We start from the raw sequence: 18,643 nt of genomic DNA, 5'->3' as shown, positions 1-18,643 counted from the left end.
GTGCGGATGTCGCGCGACGCCCGCTGGAAGGCGCTGCTGGAACTGCTCGTGGAGCGCGGCCGGCTGGACGTCGAGGACGCGGCGGCGGAGCTCGGGGTGTCGGCGGCGACGATCCGCCGTGACTTCGACGGGCTCGCCGAGCAGCAGATGCTCGTGCGCACCCGGGGCGGCGCGGTCGTACACGGTGTGTCGTACGAGCTGCCGTTGCGCTACAAGACGGCCCGCCGTGCCTCCGAGAAGCAGCGCATCGCCAAGGCGGTGGCGGATCTGGTCGCGCCGGGCGAGGCGGTCGGGCTCACCGGCGGGACCACCACGACCGAGGTGGCCCGGGCCCTGGCCGTGCGCGGGGATCTGGCGTCCGGTTCGCCCGCGCTGACCGTGGTGACGAACGCGCTGAACATCGCGGGTGAGCTGGTGGTGCGGCCCCAGTTCAAGATCGTGCTGACCGGCGGGGTGGCCCGCCCCCAGTCGTACGAGCTGGTGGGGCCGCTCGCGGACGGGGTGCTCGGGCAGATCACGGTCGATGTGGCGGTGCTCGGCGTGGTCGCGTTCGACGCGACGCACGGCGCCACGGCCCACGACGAGGCGGAGGCCGCGATCAACCGGCTGCTGTGCGAACGTGCGGAGCGGGTGGTGGTGGCCGCGGACTCCAGCAAGCTGGGGCAGCGGGCGTTCGCCCGGATCTGCCCGGCCGAGGCGGTGGACACACTGGTCACGGACACGGCGGCCGACGCGGGCGCGGTCCGGCGCTTCGAGGAGGCGGGGCTGCGGGTCATCACGGTCTGACGACGACGCCACGACGGCGACGGTCCGTCGGCGGCCGTGCGGCGGCAGCCGTCCGAGAGCGACGGTCCGTCGGCGGCCGTGCGGCGGCAGCCGTCCGGCAGCGGGCCGTGCGGCAGCGACGGTTCGGCAGCGGCCGTGCGGCAGCGACGTCCGGCGGCGGCCGTGCGGCAGCGACGTCCGGCGGTGGCCGTGCGGAGACGGTGCGGCGCTTCGAAGAAGTCGAGATGCGAGGCATCACGGCCTGACGGCGACTCCACAACGGCAACCGTGCGACGGCAGCCGTCCGACGGCGGCCGTCGTCGTCGTGGAGTCGTCCGACGGCGGCCGTCCGTGGGCGGTTCTAGGCTGGGGCTGAAGCGCCTACCGGGCAGGGAGGCCGTCATGGGTGAAGCCGCAGAAGACCGGGGCGTGCCGGGCGGCGGCCGGCGCTACGTGCCGATCGCCGAGCACGGGCTGATCGGCGATCTGCGCAGTGTGGCCCTGGTAGGGACCGACGGCACCATCGACTGGTACTGCTGCCCGGCCTTCGACGCGCCGAGCGTGTTCGCGTCGATCCTGGACGCGGAGCGCGGCGGCTGCTTCGAGCTGGCGGCGTCGGTGCCGGCGCGGACCAAGCAGTTCTACTTCCCTGACACCAACGTTCTGATCACCCGCTTCTTCACCCAGGACGGGGTCGGCGAGGTGCAGGACTTCATGCCGGTCGGCGGCGGGCCGGCCGAGGCCGAGCGGCACCGGGTGATCCGGCGGGTGGTGTGCGTACGCGGCTCGATCCCGTTTCATACGCGCGTGGCACCCCGCTTCGACTACGGTTCCCTGCCGCACACCGTCCGGCTGACCGGCGACACCGCGGTGTTCGAAGCGCCAGGGCTAGCGCTGGCGCTGACCGCGACCGTGCCGCTGGAGACCGACGGGCCCGATGTACGCGGCGACTTCAAGCTCTCCGAGGGCGAGACGGCGGTCTTCGCGCTGGACAAGGTCGGCGGCGAGGTGACGCCCCGCCGGTGTGCGCGCACGGAGGCCGAGGAGCAGTTCGCGGCGACGGTGGCGTACTGGCGGCGCTGGCTGTCGGCCTCCCGGTACAAGGGCCGCTGGCGGGAGATGGTGCACCGCTCGGCCCTGACCCTGAAGCTGCTCACCTACGCGCCGACCGGGGCGATCGTGGCCGCGCCGACGACGAGCCTGCCCGAGGAGCTGGGCGGCGAGCGCAACTGGGACTACCGGTACGTGTGGGTGCGCGACGCGGCGTTCTGCGTCTACGCCCTGCTGCGGCTGGGCTTCACCGGCGAGGCCGAGGCCTTCATGGACTTCGTGACCCGGCACATCAGCCCGGGTGACGGCAAGTTTTCCGGCCCGCTGCAGATCATGTACGGCATCGACGGCCGCACCGAGCTGCCCGAGCGCACCCTGGACCATCTGGAGGGCCATCACGGATCGGCGCCGGTACGGGTCGGCAACGCGGCGGCCGACCAGCTCCAGCTCGACATCTACGGCGCGCTCATCGACTCCATCTACCTCTACGACAAGTGGGCCAAGCCCATCTCCAGCGGCCACTGGGACGATGTGTGCGGACTGGTGGACTGGGTGTGCGCGCACTGGGACCAGTCCGACGAGGGGATCTGGGAGACGCGGGGCGGGCGCAAGAACTTCCTGTACTCGCGGCTGATGTGCTGGGTGGCCATCGAGCGGGCCATCCGGATGGCCAACCGGCGCGGCCTGCCCGCCGACCTGCCGCGCTGGCGGGAGTGCCGCGACACGATCTACCGGCGGATCATGAGCCGGGGCTGGTCCGAGGAGCGCGGGGCCTTCGTCCAGCACGAGGACGGCGACGTCCTGGACGCGGCGGTGCTGATGATGCCGCTGACGAAGTTCATCGCCCCCACCGATCCGAAGTGGCTGTCGACGCTGGACGTGCTCACCGAGGAGCTGGTGTCCGACTCGCTGGTCTACCGCTACGACCCCCGGTCCAGCCCCGACGGGCTGCGCGGTGACGAGGGCACGTTCTCCATCTGCTCCTTCTGGTACGTCGAGGCGATGGTGCACGCGGGCCGGATCGACGAGGCGCGCCTGGCCTTCGAGAAGATGCTGACCTACGCCAACCACCTGGGCCTGTACGCCGAGGAGATCAGCCACACCGGGGAGCAGCAGGGCAACTTCCCGCAGGCGTTCACCCACCTCGCCCTGATCAGCGCGGCGTTCAACCTGGACCGGGCGCTCGGCTGACGCTCAGTGCCCGTGACCGTCCTCCGCATGCCCCTCGGGGGTACCGGAGCCGTCGTCCGCATGCCCCTCGGGGGTACCGGAGCCGGCCGCCGCTCCCCCGGCGCGGACGGTGAACGCCGCCGTGTGCACCTTGCCGTCGTGCTTGAAGTCGAGGAACAGGCGGTAGGCGCCGGAGCTGGGTGCCGTGGCCGTGAACGAGATGTCCGGTCCGGGCCTGGTCGTGCCGTCGCCCGGTTCGCCGTTCGGATGGACGTGCAGGTAGGCGAGGTCGCCGGAGCGCAGGGCGACCAGGTGGCCGTAAGCGCCGAGGTAGGGCTGGAGGTCGGTGACGGGCCTGCCGTCGCGGGAGACCCTCAGCTTCAGCTCGCTCGCCCTGCCCGGCTGCGGGGCGCCGGACAGCTTCACCTCGTAGCCGTCGACCCGGGCGGTGGTGCTCGCGGGCGGCAGGGGCCGGGCCTCGTACGGGCCGGAGGCGGCGAGGTCCGCGCCGAGGGTGAGGTTCTCGGCGTTCTTCCCGGCCGGGGTGAAGTCGGCGAAGACGCGGTAGCCGCCCGCGCGGGGGAGGTTCACGGGGGTGCTCCAGGTGCCGTCGGCGGCGCGGGTGGGATGCAGGTGGCGGTAGGTGACCAGGTCGCGTGAGGCCACGATGAGGTGCAGTTCCTTGTCGTGTTCGCGCTGGTAGGCGGTGACCGCCCGGCCGCCGGTGTCGCGGACGGTGAAGCGCAGGCCGGCCTGCTTGCCCGCGGTGACGCGCGGGGTGTCGAGGTCGAGGGTGTAGCCGCCCTCGGAGACCTGCAGTCCGCCGGCGGGGGGCGTGTCGTGTCCGCCATGACCGCCGCCCTCCGCCTGCTCCTGTGCGGGCGGCCGGCTGTGCTCGTCCCCGTGCTTCGGGGGGCTGTCGGCGACGACGGGGTCGATGCCCCGGCCGACGCCGTAGGCCGCGCCGAAGGTCGCTGCCAGTGCGGCGGCGAAGGTGGTGATCCTGAGTCCGGTGTTCATGGCCGTCGGCTCCTTCAGATGCCGGCCCCCGCTCGAACGCGGGGCCTTCATACAGCTCACCATACCCCTGGGGGGTATCGAGTCAAGTGGTTTCGGCGCTTGCATCGTATACCCGGTGGGGGTATACCTGAAGTCGACGGGGAGGTACCCCCGCCCCGTATGCAACCCCATCCGTCGTACCGTCCCGAGGAGGCACCCGATGCCCGCCACCACCTACGCCGTCTCCGGAATGTCCTGCGGCCACTGCAGGGCCACGCTGACCAAGGTCATCGGGGAGCTGACCGGCGTCAGCGGTGTCGAGGTCGACCTCGGCAGCGGCCAGGTCACCGTCACCAGTGCCGCCGAGCCCGACGACGACATGATCGCGGAGGTCGTCGACGAGGCCGGCTACGAGCTGACCGGGAGGGTCTGAGCATGAGCACCGGCACATCGACCGGCACCGGCGCCGAGGTGGAGCTCGCCATCGGCGGCATGACGTGCGCCTCCTGCGCCGCGCGCATCGAGAAGAAGCTCAACCGCATGGAGGGGGTCACCGCCACCGTCAACTACGCCACCGAGAAGGCCAGGGTCAGCTACTCCGGCGACGTCTCCGTCGGTGATCTCGTCGCCACCGTCGAGGCCACCGGGTACACCGCGCAGGAGCCCACTCCCCCCGCCCGGGAGACCGGCCCGTCCGAGGAGGCCGACGACCTGCGGCCGCTGCGCGAGCGGTTGATCACGGCCGTGGTGCTGTCGGTTCCCGTCGTCGCCATGGCGATGGTCCCGGCGCTGCAGTTCGAGTACTGGCAGTGGCTGTCGCTCACCCTGGCGGCGCCCGTCGTGACCTACGCGGCATGGCCCTTCCACAAGGCGGCGTTCACCAACGCGCGGCACGGCGCCGCCACCATGGACACCCTGATCTCGGTGGGCACCTCGGCCGCCTTCCTGTGGTCGCTGTGGGCGCTGTTCTTCGGCACCGCGGGCACACCCGGCATGACCCACCCCTTCGAGCTGACCATCGAGCGCACGGACGGCGCCGGGAACATCTACCTGGAGGCCGCCGCGGGTGTGACCGCCTTCATCCTGGCCGGGCGGTACTTCGAGGCCCGGGCCAAGCGCAAGGCGGGCGCCGCGCTGCGGGCGCTGCTGGAGCTGGGCGCGAAGGACGTCACCGTGCTGCGGGCCGACGGCCGTGAACAGACCGTCCCGGTCGCGGAGTTGACGGCCGGGGACCGCTTCCTGGTCCGGCCCGGCGAGAAGATCGCGACAGACGGTACGGTCGAAGAGGGGTCCTCCGCCGTGGACGCCTCGATGCTCACCGGGGAGTCCGTCCCGGTCGAGGTGGGCGCGGGCGACCCGGTCACCGGCGCCACGGTCAACGTCGGCGGACGGCTCGTCGTACGGGCCACCCGGGTGGGCGCCGACACCCAACTCGCCCGGATGGCCCGGCTGGTGGAGGACGCGCAGAACGGCAAGGCCGCCGCGCAGCGGCTCGCGGACCGGATCTCCGCGGTGTTCGTGCCGGTGGTGATCGCCCTGGCGCTCGGCACGCTGGGCTTCTGGCTGGGCAACGGCGTCGGGCTGACGGCCGCTTTCACGGCCGCGGTCGCCGTCCTCGTCATCGCCTGCCCGTGCGCCCTGGGGCTGGCGACCCCGACCGCGCTGATGGTGGGCACCGGGCGGGGCGCCCAGCTCGGCATCCTGATCAAGGGCCCGGAGGTGCTGGAGTCCACGCGCCGGGTCGACACCGTCGTCCTCGACAAGACCGGCACCGTCACCACCGGTCGTATGACGCTGCTGGCCGTGCACACCGCCGAGGGCACGGACGAGGCGGACGTGCTGCGGCTGGCCGGGGCGCTGGAGCACTCCTCCGAGCACCCGATCGCCCGGGCCGTCGCCGACGGGGCGCTGGAGAAGCTGGGCGCGCTGCCGACGCCCGAGGACTTCGCCAACGTCCCCGGCCTCGGTGTGCAGGGCGTCGTCGAGGGCCACGCGGTGCTCGTCGGCCGGGAGCGGCTGCTGGCCGACTGGGCGATGCGGCTTCCCGAGGGACTGGCCGGGGCGAGGGCGGCGGCCGAGGACGCCGGGCGCACGGCCATCGCGGTCGCGTGGGACGGCGAGGCGCGCGCGGTGCTGGAGGTGGCCGACGCGGTGAAGGACACCAGCGCGGAGGCGGTCGGACGGCTGCGGGCGCTCGGCCTGACGCCGATCCTGCTGACCGGTGACAACGAGGCGGTGGCCCGGTCCGTCGCCCGCGAGGTGGGCATCGAGGAGGTCATCGCCGAGGTCCTCCCGCAGGACAAGGTCGACGTCGTCAAGCGGCTCCAGGCCGAGGGCCGGTCGGTGGCGATGGTCGGCGACGGTGTCAACGACGCGGCGGCCCTCGCCCAGGCCGATCTGGGCCTGGCCATGGGCACCGGCACGGACGCCGCGATCGAGGCCGGCGACCTGACCCTGGTGCGCGGCGATCTGCGGGCCGCGGCCGACGCCATCCGGCTCGCCCGCCGCACGCTCGGCACCATCCGCTCGAACCTGTTCTGGGCCTTCGCCTACAACGTGGCGGCCCTGCCGCTGGCCGCCTCCGGCCTGCTCACCCCGATGATCGCCGGGGCGGCGATGGCCTTCTCGTCGGTCTTCGTGGTCGGCAACTCGCTGCGGCTGCGCACCTTCCGGGCCACCGGCTGAGGCATCGGCGGATCAGGGGTGGCGCCACACCAGCGTGTAGCGCCGGAACAGCCGGCGGCGCGGGCGCACCCCGGGGAGTACGGTCCGGGCCTCGCCGCCGGCCTGCAACAGTCCAGTGCGCCCAGGGCCCGGTGGGCCAGGAGTGACATGTGGTCAGTGTCCCGGCTCACGGGGGTGGGCGTCCGCCGTCGGGGCACCCGGGAGGTACCGGCTCGCAGGGGCGCCGAGCGTGCGCCGGGCGTGAGCCGGTACCTTGCTGGGGAAGGCCACTGCGGGGAGAAGCACATGACCGATCCGAGGACCACGCACGCGGACGCCCCCCGTCCGCTCCAGACCACCCGGGACTCCGCGGGCGGACCCCGCCGGCTCCTGAACGCCGTGCTCGGCGATCTCCGGGCCGTGGACGGCGCCCTCTACGCGGCGGTGGCCGCCACCCCCACGCCGACCCTGGACCGGACGCTGCGCCACCTGTCGCACGCGGCCGACCACTCCAAGATCTCCTTCGCCATCGCCGCCGCCCTGGCCCTGGCCGGCAAGCGGCCGCGCAAGGCCGCTCTCGCGGGGGTCGGCGCCATCGCCGTGGCATCGGCCTCCGCCAACCTCCTCGGCAAGCGGCTGGTGCGCCGGGCGCGACCCGACCGGGAGGCCGCCCGGGTGACGGTGGACCGGCACGTCAAGATGCCGACCTCGGCGTCGTTCCCGTCCGGGCACACGGCGTCGGCGGTCGCGTTCGCCACCGCGGTCGGCGTGGTCCTGCCCCCGGCGGCGGTCCCGCTCGGGGCGCTGGCCGGCGCCGTCGGCTACTCGCGCGTCCACACCGGCGTGCACTACCCGGGCGACGTGGCGGCGGGCGCGGTCCTCGGCATCGCGAGCGCGGCAGCGGCCCTGGCGGCAGTGGCGGCCACACCCTCGGCGCGGACGCAGGCTCTGCTCACCGCTGCCCGTTCATGTCGGCGGACCAGCATCGTCGGCGCCCTGCGCCGGTGAGCCGCGGGTCGGCCGGGCGCCGGGAGCACACCCCGCCGCCCGGCGCCCTCGTGGTGACGAACCGTCAGCCGAAGGCCCGCACGGCCTGGTAGTACGTCCAGGCCGTGCTGTCGCAGGAGGTCTTCGTGCCGCCGCTGTAGGCCGCACAGACCCTCTTGAGGTCCTCGTAGAAGGCGCTGTCGAGCCGGGACTTGTTGGCGCTGAAGGTGCCGGCCGCCTTGTAGTTGCGGTAGCCGAAGTCGTGACGGGCGCAGGACATCGAGAAGGGGAAGCCGAACGGGTTGTCCGGCGAGGAGGAGCAGTAGTCGGTCGACCAGTCGAAGCCGTACGCGGCCCACGTGGCCTGGTTGGCCCGGGCTGCGGCCCAGGTGCTGTAGCTGGACGCGCTGGTCTGCGTCCAGTTCGCGAGCACCTGGGGCTTGTCGGCAGGAGCGGCGCTCGCGCTCGTTGCAGCGCCGACCACGGTGACGAGGGTCAGAGTCGAGGCTGCAAGACCGGTTGCGAATCTGCGGTGCATCCCACACCTCCATGAGGCTGCGGCCCGCCCATCGGGCCGCAGGTTCATGACAAGATGATGACCATCTCTCCCCAGTTTTCACACCTGTTGTGCCCCAACAGCCGCAGAATTTACGGCTGTCGGGGGAGAACGGCAGCGGACCTGCGCACGTCGACGGCGGTGAGCGCCAGGGCCAGTGGCCCGGGCGCGAGGAAGGCCAGCGGCAGCAGCATCCAGGCGCACAGCGCGGCCGTCGCCACGGCGAGCAGGACCAGACCGCTGCCCCCCACGTCCGCCACGGCGTCCCGGCCGGCCCCGCGCACCGCTGCCCGCCAGTCCGTGAGCGACTCGGGGCGCCCGCAGGCCCGCAGCCCGACCAGCGCCGCGCACCCGCCGATCACCGCGGCCGCGACCGCGAACAGCGGCGCCCCCGGCAACCCGGCCCGGGCCAGCGCCAAGTCGGCGGCCAGCAGCAGAAGACCCGCCAGGGACACGGCTCCCGCCACCAGGTCACCCGCCCGCAACCGCCGCCGCAGCAGGGCGAAGTACCGCCCCGCCGTGACGGGCTGATCCAGTCCCGCTCCCCGCAGCACGGCGCACGCCGTCGACACCGCGGCCGGGATCGTGACCAGGGGCAGGCAGGCCGCCGTCGTGGCGAATCCGACGCTCAGCACGTCCGCGAAGAGGGTCATGCGCGGGCCGAACACCTCGCCCGTCTCGCGTGCCGGCATCCCGCTCACCCCTTTACTCCGGAGCTGGCCATGCCCTCCACCAGGAACCGCTGGAAGGCCAGGAAGAACAGCACGATCGGCAGCAGCGCGATCACCGACAGGGCGAACATCGGGCCGAACGCGGAGGTGCTGGAGGCGTCCACGAAGGAGCGCAGCGCGAGCGTGAGGGTGAACTTGTCCGGGTCGAAGAGGTAGATGAGCTGGGTGAAGAAGTCGTTCCAGGTCCAGATGAAGGTGAAGATGGCGGTGGTGATCAGGGCCGGCCGGGTGAGCGGCAGGACGACCTGGAAGAAGCTGCGGAACGGCCCGCAGCCGTCGATCCGGGCCGCCTCCTCCAGTTCGCGCGGCAGGCCTCGCATGAACTGCACGACAAGGAAGACGAAGAACGCCTCGGTGGCGAGGAACTTCGGCAGGATCAGCGGCCAGTAGGTGTTCACCAGGCCGAGCTGGTTGAAGATGATGTACTGCGGGATCAGCACCGCGTGGTGCGGCAGCATGATCGTGGCGATCATGAAGGCGAACAGCGGCCCACGGAAACGAAACCTCAGGCGGGCGAAGGCGTAGGCGGCGAGTGAGCAGCTGATGACGTTGCCGAGGACCGCGCCCCCCGCGATCAGCAGGGAGTTGCCGAGCAGCCGCCAGATGGAGACGTCGTTGACGCCGTCCAGGGCGGTCTTGTAGTTGGCCCATTCCAGGTGGCTGGGCAGCAGGTCGAGGCTGGCGATGACCTCGTCGGCGGGTTTGAGCGAGGTGGCCAGCAGCCAGGCCAGGGGGTACAGCATGACCAGCAGGGCGAGCAGGCAGCCGACGTGCAGGGCGACGCGTCCCCACCGAACGGGCTTGTGCGCAACAGTCGTAGAGGTCACCGGTCCCCCTCGGAGGCGTAGAAGACCCAGGAGCGCGAGGTGCGGAACAGCACCGCGGTGACGACGCCGATCACGAGGAGCAGCACCCAGGCCATGGCGGAGGCGTAGCCCATGTGGGAGGCGACGAAGCCGCGGTCGTAGAGGTACATCGTGTAGACGAGGGTCGAGTCGGCCGGTCCGCCCTTGCCCGCGCTGACCGCGAAGGCGGGGGTGAACACCTGGAAGGCCTGGATGGTCTGGAGGACCAGGTTGAAGAACAGCACCGGGGAGAGCATGGGCACGGTGACGGACAGGAACTGGCGTCCTTTCCCGGCCCCGTCGACGGCTGCCGCCTCGTAGAGCTCGGCGGGTATCTGCTGGAGCCCGGCGAGGAAGATGACCATCGGGGCGCCGAACTGCCACACCGTCAGCAGGGCGACGGCGAGCAGCGCCCAGCCGGGCTTGTTGACCCAGCCGCCGGTGCCGAGCAGGTTGTCGACCGTGCCGCCGTCGTTGAAGACCGCCCGCCAGACGAGCGCGATGGACATCGACGCGCCGAGCAGGGAGGGCGCGTAGAACGCGGAGCGGTAGAAGCCCTTGCCGCGCTTCATGCCCTTCAGGGCGAGAGCGACGACGAGGGCCAGCGCCAACTGGAGGGGTACGGCGATGACGACGTACGTCAGCGTCGTCACGACCGAGCGCCAATAGCGCGGGTCCTCGGTGAACATCTGCGCGTAGTTGCGCACGCCCACCCACTTCGGCGGGTTGAACAGGTCGTAGTCGGTGAACGACAGGTACAGCGACACGGCCATCGGCAGCAGTGTCAGGACGATCGCGCCGAGCACCCAGGGTGAGAGGAACACCCAGGCGGCGCCCTCGCGTTCGCGCCTGGGGCGGCGCTTCGGGGCCGCGGCGGGGGCGCGCCTCGCCTCCGGGGGGATCGCGGTGGTGGTCATGACCTCAGCTCCGCCTTCGCCTCGGTGACGTAGTTCTCGGCCGCTTCGCGGGGCGACATGCGCGCGTAGGACACCTGGTCGTAGTCGCGCTGGAAGGTGCTCTGCAGGGCGTTGTCGCCCGAGGGCGGTGCCTGGGGCGGGTCCTTGAGTGTGCCCTCCAGGGACGCCTGGAAGTCCGCGATGGTCTTGTCGAAGTCCTTGAGCTGCGGCCCGATCCCGGCACGGATCGTCTCGTTGACGGGGATGCCGCGGCTCGCGCCGAGGATCGTCGCGGCCTCCCGGTCGTTGATCACGAAGTCGACGAGCTGGGCCGCCTCCTTGGGGTGGCCGGTGTCGGCCGAGACGCCCAGGAACATGGAGGGCTTGAAGTACTGGCCGGGCGTGCCGTCCTCGCCGGACGGCATCGGGGCGAGCGCGACGCCGGTCGGGACGAGCGCGATGAAGCCGCTGGCCGGGGCGTCCCAGTTGGCGTCGGTGACGGCCGTGCCGCGCCCCAGCGGGGTGTTCTCGACTGAGCCGTCGAGCTGGGTGGTCTGCTCGGCAGGCGAGACGGCGCCCTCCCGGCGCAGCGTGTCGGTGAAGGTCCACCAGCGGGTGAGGTCGCCGGCGGTGAAGCCGAGTCCGCCGTCCTTCGTGTAGAGGGCCTTGCCCTGGCCGCGCAGCCAGACCTCGAAGGCGTCCTCGCTCTGGCCGGGGTCGGTCGCCCCGGGCTTGCCGGTCTTCTTCGCGAGGGCCCGCATGGTGTCGGCCCACCGGCTCCAGGTCCAGCTCTTGCCGGGCAGGGGGACGCCCGACTTCTTCCAGGCCTGGACGTCGTAGGCGACGGTCTCGGTGCCGCGGCCCTGCGGGATCGCGTACTGCACGTCGTCGACGCGGCCGGTGGCGAGCAGGCCCGGGTCGATCTCGCCGGTGCGCAGGACCGGCTTCTGTTCCGCCAGGTCCAGCAGGACGCCGCCGGAGGCGTACTGGTCGATCTGGCGGTAGTCCAGCTGCATCACGTCCGGGGCGTCGCCGCCGGCGGCCTGGGTGGCGAGCTTCTGCTTGTAGGCGTCGTAGCCGGAGAACGACGTCGTCACGTCGACGTTCGGGTGCTGTTTCTCGAACAGCGCGACGGCCCGCTCGGTGCGTTCCGCGCGGTCGGGGTTGCCCCACCACGTGTAGCGCAGCACGACCTTGCCGCCTCCGGCGGACTCCCCGGATCCTCCGCAGCCCGCCAGCACGGCGCACAGTGCCAGTGCGGCGGCCGACGCGCAGAACCCCTTTGTCCTGTGTCCGGGCATGCCGAGGTCACTCCTCTCCTCGGAGATTGACTGGGACCCCCCGGTCCCCCCGTGCCGCCGCTACTCCTCCTGGTACGGCAGCGTGGTGCCCGGCAGCGCGTACTCGTCGCGCCGGCCGCACATGCCGAAGCCGCCGAGCCGGGTGGGCGCGGCCTCGTGGGCGGTGGCCGCACCGAGGTAGCCGGGGTCACCGGCGGCCAGGGCGTCGAGCTGGGCACCGGTGCGCTCCGCGGTGGCCAGGGCGCCCTCGCGCCACAGCTTCCGCCAGATGGGAACCTTGCCGCGGACGATCCGGGCGGCGGCGCTCTGGAACTCCAGGTACGGGCCGCTGTCTCCGGCCACCAGGGCCTCGCGCAGCCCGAGGTAGCCCTCGACGGCGAGGTCCCTGCGGCGCCGGGCGGCCGCGGCGGTCTCCGGTCCGGTGCCGGGTGGCAGGGCAGCTGCGGCGGCGTACCGGTCGGGGTCGGCGAGCACCTCGGGCGGGAAGGTGAACACGGCGTCCCCGGCCTCGGGCAGGCCGCTGTTCTGCATCAGCACGGTGATGCGCAGATCGCCGCCCTGCACCATGCGATGCACGGTGCCCGGCGTGAACCAGGCGATCGAGCCGGCTTCCAGGGGGATGTCCCGGTAGCCGTCGGGGCTCAGCGTCTGGACCGCGCCCCGGCCTCCGGTGACGACGTAGGCCTCCGTGCACACCAGGTGCAGGTGCGGGCTGCCGCCGCAGACACCGTCGGCGGCCTCCCAGTCGTAGGCGCTGAGGTGGGACAGGCCGATCGCGCCGGGCAGCGGATGCACAAGGCCCGCCGGTTTCGGCTCGCTCACCACGGCAGGCCCTCCAGGTGGGTGCCGACCCGGTCGCGGTCCCAGGCGCCGTCGGCGACGACGACGCGGTACCGGTACCCGAAGGACTCCCCCGGCGGCAGCTCGAACTCCTCGAAGAACGCCCAGGAGAACGCGACCGTCGGGAAGGGCTCGGAGCGGACGAACCAGTGCGACTCGTGGATCGGGGACGTCCCGTCGAGGTTCTCGGGCGCGTGCGCGAAGACCAGGGTGGAGTGGCCGTCGACGTCGTCGTGCTCGGTGGTGAAGGCGAGCCAGGGGCCCTGGGTGCCCATCAGCTTGCCCGCGTCGGCGTCGGTGTCCGGGGCGAAGACCGTGCCGCCGGTGAAGTCGCGCGGGCCGCGCCACTGGAGTCCGGTGTAGCCGGCCATGTCGCGGCCGGCGGTGGTCGGTGAGCCGAAGGCCAGGGGGGCGGAGCGGGCGTTGGTGAGGCGGATCGACCAGTCCAGGGCCCAGGAACCGGCCTCCTCGTCCACCGAGTGGACCATCAGGCCGCGCACCTCGCGCGCCCACTCCTCGCCACCGTTCTCGATCCAGGTGAGATGCTCGGTGAAGGCGAGGCGGTCGTCCTCCACGGTGAAGTCGGCGAAGCCGTCGTGCCGCATCGAGCCGACGCGCTCGGGCAGGGGGAGGTAGCCCTGGCCGTGGACGTAACAGTTGCCGCCCCAGAAGTTCTGGCCGGACAGATGGCTCGCCGTCATCTGCAGGCCCTTGTGCCAGCGGTGGTCGTTCGGGCGGTAGCCGGTGACCGTGCGGCCCGAGAGGGTGCGCACGGGGTGGGCGTAGGGCTTGCGGGACTCGAAGGGGTCCGGGTCGGGGCGGTAGACGTAGCGGAGTATCTCCGTGCCGCCTGCGGTGACGGCGATGTCCTCGCCGTGCGTGTGGGTGACGCGGATGGTCATGCGCGCTCCTTGGGGGCCCAGTCGGGGTACTCGCCGTGCATGGCCTCGTAGAAGGGGTCGCCGGGGCCGATCTCCCCCGCGCGCACCGAGCGGCCGGTGAACGCCGCCTTGTACAGGGCGGCGGCGAACTCCAGGGTGGCGCGGGCGTCGTGGCCGCTGCCCGGGGGGCGGGTGCCGGTGTCGTAGGCGTCGAGGAGCGCGCCCAGCTGTGCGGTGTGCGAGCTGGGCACGTCGGCCGCGGGGGTGCGCCAGGCGGTGGCGCGCTCGGAGGCGACGTGCGGGGCCGGGGTGTAGGCCCAGCTGTCGTTGCCGTGGCCGTACAGGTGGGTGAGCTCGACCGTGGCGTCCGCGCAGTCGACACGGATGCGGCTCACCTCGTCCGGGGAGAGCACGCTGTTGACGACGGTGGCGAGGGCGCCGCTCCTGAACCGCACCAGGGCGGTGGAGACGTCCTCGCTCTCGGTGTCGTGGACCAGACGCGCGGCCATCGCCTGGATCTCCTCCCACTCACCGAGCAGGTGCAGCATCAGGTCGTACTGGTGGATGCCGTGGCCCATGGTGGGGCCGCCGCCCTCGCTCGCCCACTTCCCGCGCCACGGCACCGCGTAGTACGCGGCGTCCCGGTGCCAGGTGGTCTGGCAGTGCGCGACCAGCGGGGCGCCCAACTCGCCGCTCGTGATCAGCTCGCGGGCGTGCACGGCGCCGGATCCGTAGCGGTGCTGGAAGACGACCGCCGCGTAGGCGCCGGAGGCCTCCTCGGCGGCGGCGATCTCGTCGTACTCGGCGAGCGACAGGGTCAGCGGCTTCTCGCACAGCACCCAGGCGCCCGCCTTGAGCGCGGCCACCGTCTGGTCCCGGTGCAGGGAGGGCGGCGTGCCGATCAGGACCAGATCGGGCCGTACGGCGTCCAGCATCGCGTCCACCGAGGTGAACCCGGCGACCTGCGCACCGGCCAGCTCACGGAATGCGCCGAGGCGCTCCTGGTCCACGTCGACGGCGGCCACCAGTTCCACCCGGTCGGAGTGGGCCCGCAGCGCGGGCAGATGGCTGCCGCTGACGATGGCGCCGGTACCGACGACGGCCACGCGGCGGCGGGCGGGAGACCCTGGGGTCACGGACATGGCGCTCCTCGGACGACCGGCGGACACGCGCTCGGAAAGCGCTTGCACTCGGAAGGGACCCTAGGCGCGAGGGAATGTCTGGACAACCCCCTTGCAGCGACCTGCACAAGGTCTGCGCGGGCATTGTCCCAGCTTGGGGCAGAGATCCGGGTTGTTGTGCCCGCCATGGAAACGGCATTCCCCGGCCTTCCGTGAAGTCGCCACACGCAGCACTTACAGTGTCTTCCTGTGATCGGAGGGTGACTCCCCGCCCGGCGGGACGAGCCCGTCGCCCTGCCACCTCATCGGAGCGCCATGGCCCCGCCCCCGCACCCACCCCGCCCACGCCGCTCCGGGCCGCCCGTCCTGCTGGTGCTGATTCCCCTCGCGGTCCTGATCCTGGTGGCGGTGTCCGTGGGGTCGTGGCTGCAGTTCACCGAGCGGCAGACGAAGGACACGGTGCACACGGTCGGGTCCGGGGCCGCCGACCGGGTGGACGTCGAGGCCACCGTCCAGAGCGTCGACGCCGCGGCCGGTGAGCTCGTCCTGCGCGTCAGGGTCAGCCCGCGCGGGGCGCTCGGGGAGGAGCAGGGCACCGCCCCGGCGGCCGACCTCGGCCTCCAGACGTCCGGGGCGACCCTCGGCGACCTGGCGTTCGAGGCACACGAGCGGATCGCGCCCCAGGACGTACGGGTCGCGATCACGGGGGGATCGATCAGCGACTACCCCTTCGACACCTACGACACCGACATCGGGTTCTGGGCCGTGCAGGGCGGCGAGCCGGTGCCGGTGCGGATGCTGTTCTCCAACGCCGACACGCTCTTCTCCGTCTCGGTGACGCCCCCGCCCTCCGGGCAGGAGGCCGTCGTGGCGCTGAAGCTGTCCCGGTCGGGCAGCCTGCTCACCTTCGCGGTCTTCATGATGATCGCGATGTGGGCGCTGGCGTCGTCCGTGCTCCTCGGGGCCTGGTACCTGACGACCCGCCGGCAGGGCCTGGTGTGGCCCGCCCTCGCCTGGATGGCCGCCACGCTGTTCGCTCTCGCGGCGTTCCGCAACACCGCACCCGGCACGCCCCCGATCGGCTGCGTGATGGACTGGTTCGCCTTCTTCTGGGCCGAGGCCGTCATCGCCGTGTGCCTGATCGTCGTGGTCACCTTCGGCATCCGGACCGCCCTGCGCGCGGCCGACGCGCAACCCGCCTGAGGACCGTCGCAGGATCCCCGCCCCCGACGGCAAACGGCCGGCCCTGGTGGTCACCGCACATGGACGGTGACCACCAGGGCCGGCCCGGTCGGGTCAGGACTCGACGATCTTGCGTACGTTCTCCACGGAACCGCACCCGGCCTTCAGCTGCCGCTCGCGCTCCCTCAGGAACGCCAGGCCGAGCTCCTCCCGGCGCTCCATCGCCACGTTCTCGCGAGCGCCGTTGAGGATGGTGCGCTCCTCTTCGTCGGCGTGGTGGGTGACGGCCTCCACCAGCTCCTCGAGCTTCGAGTCCCACTCGTCGGAGCCGACCTCCTCGACCTCGAGGAGCTCCAGGAGGGCCTCGTTGCCCTCGTCGTGCTCGTGCTCGCCGTGCTCGACCTCTTCGTCATCGATGTTCTTGTACCGCTTGAGCGCCGGATAGACCTCGGCCTCCTCGGCCTGCGCATGCGCGATCAGCAGGTCGGCGAACTCCCGCAGCGCACCCGCCCGGTCGTCCTCGACGCTCCGCATGCGGCGGAAGAGGTCTTCCATGCGCCGGTGGTCCTGAAGAATGAGTTCTACGACGTCTTTCGTGTCGGCCATGGAAATGGAACGCCTTTCCCTGGAGAGAATCGGGTCACTTTCGTTTACCCCATTCCTGATGTTTTGCTCGCCGCAGGGTCTCTGCCGGTCTACCAGCGATACCAGCGGCCCCTACGGCCGCCGCTGTCCGCGCTGCGCAGCACGAAGCCCAGCAGCCACAGCACCAGCACGATCACCGCGATCCACCACAGTGCCTTGAGCGCGAAACCCGCGCCGAACAGGACCAGGGCCAGCAGCAGGACGAGAAGCAGGGGAACCATAGTTATCAACCTCCGCTCGTCCTGATGCCCCGCGCATCGACGAACACACAGTCGAATTTCCGTGTTTCTTCACGAGTTTCACGGGAACGTGAATCGCTTTGACCGGGCGGGGACGGACCCGGTCGCCCCGGTGACCGCAAAGACCAAAACCACCGTTGGTTCCGCAAGGCAGACAGGGCGGCGGAGCCCGGGCACGATGTGGCCCGCGTCACCCTCCCCCACAGGGCCTTTACCTACCCGCATCGACGTACCGACAGGTGGTGGCACTCGTGCGCCTGCGCACCCCCCTCGCCCTGCTCGGGGCCGCCGTGCTCGTACTCGTCGGACCACCGCTGCTGACCACCGGCAGCGGCTCCGAGACCGGCACACAGATCCCGGGCCTGCGTTTCATGGTCCCCAACACGCCGGGCGGCGGCTACGACATCACGGCCCGCACGGCCGCGAAGAACGCCGAGGACGCCGGACTCACCCACAGCATCGAGGTGTTCAACCTGCCCGGCGCCGGCGGCACGGTGGGCTTGAGCCGGCTGGTGAGCGAGCACGGCAACGGCAAGCTCGCCATGTCCATGGGCCTCGGGGTCGTGGGCGCCGTCCGCTCCAACGACGCGCCGAAGACGCTCGGGGACACCACGCCGATCGCCCGGCTCACCGAGGAGCAGGACGTGGTGGTCGTGGCGAAGGACTCGCCGTACAAGACGATCGACGACCTGATCGGCGCCTGGAAGGAGAACCCGGGCAAGCTCCCCGTGGGCGGCGGCTCTTCGCCCGGCGGGCCCGACCACCTCGCGCCCATGCTGATGGCCCGGGCCGCCGGGATCCCCCCGAAGCAGGTCAACTACATCCCCTTCGACGGCGGCGGCGAGCTGCTCGCCTCGATCCTCGGCAACAAGGTCGCCTTCGGGGTCTCCGGGGTCGGCGAGTACCTGGACCAGATCAAGGCGGGCGAGCTGCGCCTCCTCGCGGTCACCGGCCCGGAACGCGTCCAGGGCCTCGACGCGCCCACGCTGAAGGAGGCGGGCTACGACGTGAACTTCACCAACTGGCGCGGCATCGTCGCCCCGCCCGGACTGAACGACGGGGAGCGCGACAAGCTCGTGAAGCTGATCGAGGAGCTCCACGACTCGCAGGAGTGGCGCACGTCCCTGCGGCAGAACGGCTGGGACGACGCCTTCCTCACCGGTGAGGAGTTCGGCGCGTTCCTCGACGCCGAGGACAAGCGCGTGGTTTCGGTGCTGAAGGAGCTGGGACTGTGACGACGCAGACCGACATTTCCCCTGCCGAGACCGGCGGCGAACAGCGCTCGTGGCTGCGCGAGCACTCCGAACTCGGCGTCTGTGCCCTGCTGCTGGCACTCGGCGTCCTCGTCCTGACCGACGCGCTCACCATGGACGTCGACATCGCCCAGCGCGGCCCGGTCGGCCCGAGGACCGTGCCGGTCGTGGTCGGCGCCGGCCTGCTGGTCATCGCCGCGCTGCTCGCCGTGGACGTGCTGCGCGGCGGCCGGGGCCAGGCCGAGGGCGGTGAGGACATCGACCTGTCCGAGCCCGCCGACTGGCGCACGGTGCTGCTGCTCGCCGGGGTCTTCCTCGGCGCCGCCGTCCTGATCGAGCCGCTCGGCTTCCCCATCGCGGGCGCGCTGCTGTTCTGGGGCGCCGCGTTCGCGCTCGGCAGCCGCAGGACCGACCGCGATCCGCTCATCGCGGCCGGGCTGTCCCTGGTCACCTACACCGTCTTCAACAACCTGCTCGGAGTGCCCCTGCCCGGTGGTCCGCTGATGGGAGTGCTGTGA

At 72.0% G+C, this 18,643-nt stretch carries 19 protein-coding genes; 8 read left to right on the top strand and 11 right to left on the bottom strand.

The features are described 5' to 3' along the window. Nucleotides 1–6: 6 nt before the first annotated feature. Both IGS69_RS31415 and IGS69_RS31410 read left to right on the top strand, forming a co-directional pair. Nucleotides 7–786 (top strand): DeoR/GlpR family DNA-binding transcription regulator, encoded by a 780-nt coding sequence (locus IGS69_RS31415; protein ID WP_190903840.1) that lies wholly within the window; start codon nucleotides 7–9, stop codon nucleotides 784–786. 381 nt (nucleotides 787–1,167) lie between these two features. Next, nucleotides 1,168–3,006, top strand: a complete 1,839-nt coding sequence (locus IGS69_RS31410) for a glycoside hydrolase family 15 protein (protein WP_190903839.1) — start codon at nucleotides 1,168–1,170, stop codon at nucleotides 3,004–3,006. A gap of 3 nt (nucleotides 3,007–3,009) precedes the next feature. On the opposite strand, the gene IGS69_RS31405 is transcribed toward IGS69_RS31410, so the two are convergent. Further along, on the bottom strand, nucleotides 3,010–4,005 hold the full coding sequence (locus IGS69_RS31405; protein ID WP_190903838.1) for a hypothetical protein: 996 nt from the start codon (nucleotides 4,003–4,005) through the stop codon (nucleotides 3,010–3,012). Between the two features lie 199 nt (nucleotides 4,006–4,204). Between IGS69_RS31405 and IGS69_RS31400 the strand changes: the two genes are divergently transcribed. The 3 genes from IGS69_RS31400 (at nucleotide 4,205) to IGS69_RS31390 (ending at nucleotide 7,656) form a co-directional block, all read left to right on the top strand. Continuing rightward, entirely contained in the window at nucleotides 4,205–4,417 is a 213-nt protein-coding gene (locus tag IGS69_RS31400; protein ID WP_190903837.1) for a heavy-metal-associated domain-containing protein, read from the top strand. 2 nt (nucleotides 4,418–4,419) lie between these two features. Beyond that, nucleotides 4,420–6,669, top strand: coding sequence for a heavy metal translocating P-type ATPase (locus tag IGS69_RS31395; RefSeq protein WP_190903836.1), 2,250 nt, complete (start codon nucleotides 4,420–4,422; stop codon nucleotides 6,667–6,669). 285 nt (nucleotides 6,670–6,954) lie between these two features. After that, a complete protein-coding gene (locus IGS69_RS31390; RefSeq protein ID WP_232543687.1) occupies nucleotides 6,955–7,656 on the top strand; it encodes a phosphatase PAP2 family protein in 702 nt (233 codons plus the stop codon). Nucleotides 7,657–7,720: 64 nt separating this feature from the next. On the opposite strand, the gene IGS69_RS31385 is transcribed toward IGS69_RS31390, so the two are convergent. The 8 genes from IGS69_RS31385 to IGS69_RS31350 form a co-directional block, all read right to left on the bottom strand. Then, nucleotides 7,721–8,173, bottom strand: a complete 453-nt coding sequence (locus IGS69_RS31385) for a phospholipase (protein ID WP_190903835.1) — start codon at nucleotides 8,171–8,173, stop codon at nucleotides 7,721–7,723. Between the two features lie 110 nt (nucleotides 8,174–8,283). Then, the gene (locus tag IGS69_RS31380; protein ID WP_190903834.1) at nucleotides 8,284–8,883 is read right to left on the bottom strand and encodes a hypothetical protein; all 600 of its coding nucleotides are present in this window, start codon (nucleotides 8,881–8,883) and stop codon (nucleotides 8,284–8,286) included. Between the two features lie 5 nt (nucleotides 8,884–8,888). Beyond that, entirely contained in the window at nucleotides 8,889–9,749 is an 861-nt protein-coding gene (locus tag IGS69_RS31375) for a carbohydrate ABC transporter permease (RefSeq protein WP_190903833.1), read from the bottom strand. Next, nucleotides 9,746–10,684 (bottom strand): carbohydrate ABC transporter permease, encoded by a 939-nt coding sequence (locus IGS69_RS31370; RefSeq protein ID WP_190903832.1) that lies wholly within the window; start codon nucleotides 10,682–10,684, stop codon nucleotides 9,746–9,748. Before IGS69_RS31370 ends, IGS69_RS31375 begins: the two co-directional genes overlap by 4 nt. Further along, nucleotides 10,681–11,964, bottom strand: coding sequence for an ABC transporter substrate-binding protein (locus IGS69_RS31365; protein ID WP_190903831.1), 1,284 nt, complete (start codon nucleotides 11,962–11,964; stop codon nucleotides 10,681–10,683). Before IGS69_RS31365 ends, IGS69_RS31370 begins: the two co-directional genes overlap by 4 nt. A gap of 60 nt (nucleotides 11,965–12,024) precedes the next feature. Further along, entirely contained in the window at nucleotides 12,025–12,789 is a 765-nt protein-coding gene (locus tag IGS69_RS31360) for a cupin domain-containing protein (protein WP_190903830.1), read from the bottom strand. Further along, a complete protein-coding gene (locus tag IGS69_RS31355; protein ID WP_190903829.1) occupies nucleotides 12,783–13,706 on the bottom strand; it encodes a DUF6807 domain-containing protein in 924 nt (307 codons plus the stop codon). The genes IGS69_RS31360 and IGS69_RS31355 overlap by 7 nt, the downstream gene beginning before the upstream one ends. Continuing rightward, the gene (locus IGS69_RS31350) at nucleotides 13,703–14,827 is read right to left on the bottom strand and encodes a Gfo/Idh/MocA family protein (RefSeq protein ID WP_190903828.1); all 1,125 of its coding nucleotides are present in this window, start codon (nucleotides 14,825–14,827) and stop codon (nucleotides 13,703–13,705) included. Before IGS69_RS31350 ends, IGS69_RS31355 begins: the two co-directional genes overlap by 4 nt. Before the next feature lie 294 nt (nucleotides 14,828–15,121). On the opposite strand from IGS69_RS31350, the gene IGS69_RS31345 reads away from it, so the two are divergent. Beyond that, nucleotides 15,122–16,009, top strand: coding sequence for a DUF4436 family protein (locus IGS69_RS31345; RefSeq protein WP_190903827.1), 888 nt, complete (start codon nucleotides 15,122–15,124; stop codon nucleotides 16,007–16,009). Between the two features lie 93 nt (nucleotides 16,010–16,102). Here the strand turns inward: IGS69_RS31345 and IGS69_RS31340 are convergent, their stop codons facing one another. Both IGS69_RS31340 and IGS69_RS31335 read right to left on the bottom strand, forming a co-directional pair. Continuing rightward, nucleotides 16,103–16,594: a hemerythrin domain-containing protein gene (locus tag IGS69_RS31340; protein WP_190903826.1), complete on the bottom strand. Its 492-nt coding sequence runs from the start codon at nucleotides 16,592–16,594 to the stop codon at nucleotides 16,103–16,105. Nucleotides 16,595–16,683: 89 nt separating this feature from the next. After that, nucleotides 16,684–16,854 carry a DUF5670 family protein gene (locus tag IGS69_RS31335; protein WP_031139394.1) on the bottom strand — a complete coding sequence of 57 codons (171 nt, stop codon included), beginning with the start codon at nucleotides 16,852–16,854 and terminating at the stop codon, nucleotides 16,684–16,686. Nucleotides 16,855–17,123: 269 nt separating this feature from the next. Between IGS69_RS31335 and IGS69_RS31330 the strand changes: the two genes are divergently transcribed. Both IGS69_RS31330 and IGS69_RS31325 read left to right on the top strand, forming a co-directional pair. After that, a complete protein-coding gene (locus IGS69_RS31330; protein ID WP_190904719.1) occupies nucleotides 17,124–18,107 on the top strand; it encodes a Bug family tripartite tricarboxylate transporter substrate binding protein in 984 nt (327 codons plus the stop codon). Then, the gene (locus tag IGS69_RS31325) at nucleotides 18,104–18,643 is read left to right on the top strand and encodes a tripartite tricarboxylate transporter TctB family protein (protein ID WP_190903825.1); all 540 of its coding nucleotides are present in this window, start codon (nucleotides 18,104–18,106) and stop codon (nucleotides 18,641–18,643) included. The genes IGS69_RS31330 and IGS69_RS31325 overlap by 4 nt, the downstream gene beginning before the upstream one ends.

This window comes from Streptomyces tuirus, assembly GCF_014701095.1.
GTDB lineage: Bacteria > Actinomycetota > Actinomycetes > Streptomycetales > Streptomycetaceae > Streptomyces > Streptomyces tuirus.
Note: the sequence above shows the minus strand (reverse complement) of the source record. Positions and strands in the feature narration are given on the sequence as shown.

Excerpts from the sequence above, each read along its gene's own strand:
- IGS69_RS31415 (WP_190903840.1), top strand. The coding sequence starts at position 7 with ATGTCGCGCGACGCCCGCTGGAAGGCGCTGCTGGAACTGCTCGTGGAG.
- IGS69_RS31410 (WP_190903839.1), top strand. The coding sequence starts at position 1,168 with ATGGGTGAAGCCGCAGAAGACCGGGGCGTGCCGGGCGGCGGCCGGCGC.
- IGS69_RS31405 (WP_190903838.1), bottom strand. The coding sequence starts at position 4,005 with ATGAACACCGGACTCAGGATCACCACCTTCGCCGCCGCACTGGCAGCG.
- IGS69_RS31400 (WP_190903837.1), top strand. The coding sequence starts at position 4,205 with ATGCCCGCCACCACCTACGCCGTCTCCGGAATGTCCTGCGGCCACTGC.
- IGS69_RS31395 (WP_190903836.1), top strand. The coding sequence starts at position 4,420 with ATGAGCACCGGCACATCGACCGGCACCGGCGCCGAGGTGGAGCTCGCC.
- IGS69_RS31390 (WP_232543687.1), top strand. The coding sequence starts at position 6,955 with ATGACCGATCCGAGGACCACGCACGCGGACGCCCCCCGTCCGCTCCAG.
- IGS69_RS31385 (WP_190903835.1), bottom strand. The coding sequence starts at position 8,173 with ATGCACCGCAGATTCGCAACCGGTCTTGCAGCCTCGACTCTGACCCTC.
- IGS69_RS31380 (WP_190903834.1), bottom strand. The coding sequence starts at position 8,883 with ATGCCGGCACGCGAGACGGGCGAGGTGTTCGGCCCGCGCATGACCCTC.
- IGS69_RS31370 (WP_190903832.1), bottom strand. The coding sequence starts at position 10,684 with ATGACCACCACCGCGATCCCCCCGGAGGCGAGGCGCGCCCCCGCCGCG.
- IGS69_RS31365 (WP_190903831.1), bottom strand. The coding sequence starts at position 11,964 with ATGCCCGGACACAGGACAAAGGGGTTCTGCGCGTCGGCCGCCGCACTG.
- IGS69_RS31355 (WP_190903829.1), bottom strand. The coding sequence starts at position 13,706 with ATGACCATCCGCGTCACCCACACGCACGGCGAGGACATCGCCGTCACC.
- IGS69_RS31350 (WP_190903828.1), bottom strand. The coding sequence starts at position 14,827 with ATGTCCGTGACCCCAGGGTCTCCCGCCCGCCGCCGCGTGGCCGTCGTC.
- IGS69_RS31345 (WP_190903827.1), top strand. The coding sequence starts at position 15,122 with ATGGCCCCGCCCCCGCACCCACCCCGCCCACGCCGCTCCGGGCCGCCC.
- IGS69_RS31340 (WP_190903826.1), bottom strand. The coding sequence starts at position 16,594 with ATGGCCGACACGAAAGACGTCGTAGAACTCATTCTTCAGGACCACCGG.
- IGS69_RS31335 (WP_031139394.1), bottom strand. The coding sequence starts at position 16,854 with ATGGTTCCCCTGCTTCTCGTCCTGCTGCTGGCCCTGGTCCTGTTCGGC.